Source organism: Aliidongia sp., from assembly GCF_035943795.1.
Classification (GTDB): domain Bacteria; phylum Pseudomonadota; class Alphaproteobacteria; order ATCC43930; family CGMCC-115725; genus Aliidongia.
This window is the reverse complement of sequence record NZ_DASZBY010000156.1, coordinates 1-3,829: the sequence shown is the minus strand read 5'-3', so window position 1 is coordinate 3,829 and position 3,829 is coordinate 1. Positions and strand designations below refer to the sequence as shown.

At 66.5% G+C, this 3,829-nt stretch carries 5 protein-coding genes; 1 reads left to right on the top strand and 4 read right to left on the bottom strand.

The window, feature by feature from the left end:
- On the bottom strand, window positions 1-708 hold a 708-nt coding region (locus tag VGV37_RS29940; RefSeq protein ID WP_326883540.1), incomplete at its 3' end, for a hypothetical protein.
- Between the two features lie 431 nt (window positions 709-1,139).
- On the opposite strand from VGV37_RS29940, the gene VGV37_RS29935 reads away from it, so the two are divergent.
- A complete protein-coding gene (locus VGV37_RS29935) occupies window positions 1,140-1,310 on the top strand; it encodes a hypothetical protein (protein ID WP_326883539.1) in 171 nt (56 codons plus the stop codon).
- 23 nt (window positions 1,311-1,333) lie between these two features.
- On the opposite strand, the gene VGV37_RS29930 is transcribed toward VGV37_RS29935, so the two are convergent.
- The 3 genes from VGV37_RS29930 to VGV37_RS29920 form a co-directional block, all read right to left on the bottom strand.
- Complete coding sequence (locus tag VGV37_RS29930) at window positions 1,334-1,864, bottom strand: phage virion morphogenesis protein (RefSeq protein ID WP_326883538.1); 531 nt, start codon at window positions 1,862-1,864, stop codon at window positions 1,334-1,336.
- Between the two features lie 91 nt (window positions 1,865-1,955).
- A complete protein-coding gene (locus VGV37_RS29925; RefSeq protein ID WP_326883537.1) occupies window positions 1,956-3,200 on the bottom strand; it encodes a PBECR2 nuclease fold domain-containing protein in 1,245 nt (414 codons plus the stop codon).
- Window positions 3,190-3,829, bottom strand: a 640-nt coding sequence (locus tag VGV37_RS29920) for a phage portal protein family protein (protein ID WP_326883536.1), incomplete at its 5' end; no start/stop codon positions are given. The genes VGV37_RS29920 and VGV37_RS29925, both read right to left, overlap by 11 nt.

Sequence of the window (3,829 nt, the reverse complement as noted above, 5' to 3'; positions counted from 1 at the left end):
GCGCCGCAGCGTGACGCCGTCCTTCGCGAGCTTGGTCTCTCGCTCGGTCAGCAGGCGCTCGCGCTCGGCAAGCTCTTCGGCCGTAGCCATGTCGGGTTTCTCTCCAAAGTTTGGGATGATGGGGTCGGGATCGGGATCGGGGCACGGCTGCGCCGCCGAGAACTGCAGCTGGTCGAGCAGGTCGGACGGAAGCACCTGGTCGGCCTTGTCCTGGCCGAACTGGCCGATGAGGAAGTCGCGCAGGTTGCGCATCAGCTGGACCTGGGCGAGCGGGTCCCAGTCGGCGAACTCCAGCGCGTCCGGATCTTCGGCGAAGGCGATGTCCTTCAGGCCCTTGACCGCCGGCGGCTGGGCGCCGAGGAAGCCGACGTGGCGCAGGTAGTAGGTGCCGGGCTTCGGGTTCGAGGGATTGTCCGGCAGGTAGAAGCTGGGCGAGCGCTTCTTGAAGCGCCCGGTCCGCACCATTTCCTCGAACTCGGCGTCGACCTGGTCAGGCGCCGCGATCAAGCGATCGCCGTCGACGATCAGGCCGGAGACCCAGCCATAGGCCGGCGCGTTGGACTTGGGATGGCCGACGACCATCGGCGCCTCATGCACCGATCGGTCGTAGGATGCCGCCATGCCGGCCAGGATCTCGGGCGTGACGGTGATCGTCGTACCGTTGACGGCGGTATGCTGCCCCGTCCGAAAAATCTCGATGCCGTCCACTCGCACCCTCGGTCTGATTGAGGCTGCAGTTTCGGGCGAACGCGGGGGCGATTTAAGGTCTGCCGATGCGGTCCGGCCGGGGCGGCGATTTGCCCTCCCCCGGTCGGGGGCGAACGCGGTCGGTAACGGCTAGGTAACGGGGGCTGGGCGCGCAAGCCGGCGATGGACGGCCGATCGGCGCTTCCACCCTCCGAGACGCTTGGGCATCGATTTTCCGCAGGGCCATCTGGGCGCATCCCTGGTCGACTGGATTTGCCGTTTCGCGGAGCTACATTCCGAGAAGCGCACTGATGCGCATCAATGGGAGTTAATTGAAGATGAAGACATTTTGCAGAGGGATCGCGGAGGTCCGTCACAAGGATACGGGGACCGTATATCGGATCGGGTCAAACAGGTTGGAGTGGAACCGTGTCAGTTCGGAAGAGCGCTCAATGGGATACGAGCTTGAATACGAGGGCGAAGTCGACCATCCCGCCCTCGGCACCCTGACTTGGACGGTCTGGGAATATTCGGTCGGGGCTCAGAATTACCTGGAGTTTGATCTCGGGGGACACGAGATCGTCAAAAACTTCGACTATGGCTTGGAGCAGTCGCCAGACTGAGGCCGGCATTGCGTGGGACGCGCTCACGGATGGGCCGTCCCGCTCCAATTCGCCGCGGCGACATCCTCGATCGTGTCGAGAATGGTCTGCCGATCGGCGACCGAGATGCCGAGGAACGGCCGGGCCGGGATCACGACCTTGCGGGCGAACACCAGGCGGCCGCCGAGCTTGAACACGAGGAAGTCGCCCCTGCGCGGCAGGATCGTGGCGCCGAACTGGTGGACCGCCGCATATTTCTTGTTGGTGCCGATCGCGACCTTGTCGCTGCCCTGCAGCTGCCACACGATCGTGCCCAGCAGCCCGCCGCGCATCCCGCTTTCCTGCAGGATCTTCTGGCCCTTCTTCCCAGCTTTGTAGGCTGGCGACAGCTGCTTCCATGGCGTGCCGTCCGGCGCTTGCTCGGCGTCGAAGCGCTTGCGCACCGACTTCACCATGGCGATGCCGATGTTCTTCAGGCTCGCCCGGACCAGGCCGCCGTCCTTGTGCGCCAGGTCGCCCAGCGCGCGCAGCACGTCCTTGTCGGTAACGGTCAGCTTGAACGGTAGGCCGGCCATGCTAATCTATGTCCTACCGAAGGCGTGCGGTTGGGATGCTGCCCCGACAACCCTCGCCCGGCGGCGTGACGGCAGCATCGTCAGGACCTCCTCACTCGACATTCCGCGACCAGATCAGCCGGCCGATGCGCAGGCGCTCGATGTATTTCGGGTCGTTGCTGCGAAAGAACGTCCAGGCTTCGAGCCGGCCGGCGACCGACTGGATCACCAGCACCAGGCCGCGCTGCTTGCCGGTGTGGATCACCTTCAAGACGCGCTTGCGCAGCACGACGCGGCCGTCGACCAGGTTGCGCTCGAACGCGAGCCAGATCTCGGCCGGGTTCGACATCATCTCGGGCAGGAACGGAATGAACGGGCCGCGATCGAGCGCCAGGTGCGCGCCGAGGTCGGTGGCGTCGACCTGGACGGTCGAGCCGTCGGGCAACGGGATCGAGGCGCTGTCGGCGCCGATCGCGCGCTTCACGGCCGCGATCATCTCGGCCGAGCTGGCCGTGGTCGGCCCGAGCTTCGCGGTCGGCTCGTCGACCGGCAGCCGCGCGGTGCGGGCTGGGTCCTGGCGATCGAACGGCGGGAGCGGCTCCCATTTCTTCTGACCATCCTCCCACGCCTGCATCGGGCTGTCCGGCGGCCGGCCATGCGCCGCCTCGCCCGGATTATAGCCCCAGCCCGGATCGACGCCCTTCGGGACGGAGATCTGCAGCGGTCCGGATGTCGTGTTGAGCGTGACCAGGCTGTCGTCGGACGCCGGCGCCTGGTCGGGGCCGCTCTTGCCCAGCGCCCGCAGCTCGCGAAGCGACATCGGCTCGACCGTGCAGTGGCAATACCAGCCATTCGGTGGGTAATGCGTCTTCCACCACGGATCGTCGTAACGAAGCACCAGGCCGTTCCAGGCGACGTGCTCCGGCCGGGGATGCTTCACCGCATCGGAATGCCGGTACATCCAGAACGGCCGGACGCGCAGCACGTCCGGATCGGTCATCTGCTGGTAGCGGCCGACCGAGTAGGCCGTGGTGAGGTTGGTCTCGTAGATCAGGCGCGTGCGCCAGGCCCGGCCGCCGTTGTAGCTCCAGCCGTATTTCTGGACGATGCCGTCGAAGTCCTGCCGGAAGTCGGCGAGCGTCGTGCCGTCGTCGATCGCCTTCTGGATCGCCGCATGGAAGTCGACCAGCATGCCTTCCTTGGTGGCGCCGGCGACGGTGAAAGCCTGGGTATGGGCGCCATGAAGCACGTCGGCCCATTTGGCCGACGGCAGGTTGATCTTGGCCCTCAGATGGTCCTGGGCTTCCTTGAAGGGGAGCGCCGCATAGTCGTCGCCGGCGTCGGCGTCATTTGCCACGACCGACGCCTTCCCGGCCGGCCAGGTTCGAAACGGCGATCGCCTGGGTCATCACCTCGGCGAACATCCCGCCCGACATGCCGGGATAGAGGTCGAGCAGCCGATCACGCGCCTCCTCCAGCGACCCGGCATCGGCGAACATCTTTCGCGCCTGGTCGACCCAACCGGCGATGACCTTGTCGGCCTGGTCGGCCGCCTGGCCGGCGAATGCCAGCGTCTCGGTGAGCCCGGCCGGGGGCGCATGTTCGTGCTGCTCGGCAAACGACGGGTTTTCCGGATTGGATTCCGCGTCCTGGGCGGGCACCGGCAAGCCATCGGCGCCGAGCTGCGCCGGCTCGGGTGTCGCCTTCTTCGTCCATTCGCCGCCATAGGTCTCGTTGATGTATTTCTCGCTCGGATCGAAGCCCATGGCGTTGACCTTGCCGTCGCGATCGGCGCGGGCCGTGAGGTCTTCCTCGGCATCGATCTCCCAGGCGAGCGCCGGCGGCCGAGCGGCCGGCATGTTGATCCAGACGATCCAGGCGACGATGGTCTTGTTCAGCACCTGCGCCAGGTTGTCCGCATCGCTCCGCGCCAGTTCGAGGCGGTCTTCGGTGTCGGCATCGGCGCCGGCGCCCCCGTCGAGCGGG

Coding starts and splice junctions, on each gene's coding strand:
- VGV37_RS29935 (WP_326883539.1), top strand. CDS start 1,140: ATGGGATACGAGCTTGAATACGAGGGCGAAGTCGACCATCCCGCCCTC.
- VGV37_RS29930 (WP_326883538.1), bottom strand. CDS start 1,864: ATGGCCGGCCTACCGTTCAAGCTGACCGTTACCGACAAGGACGTGCTG.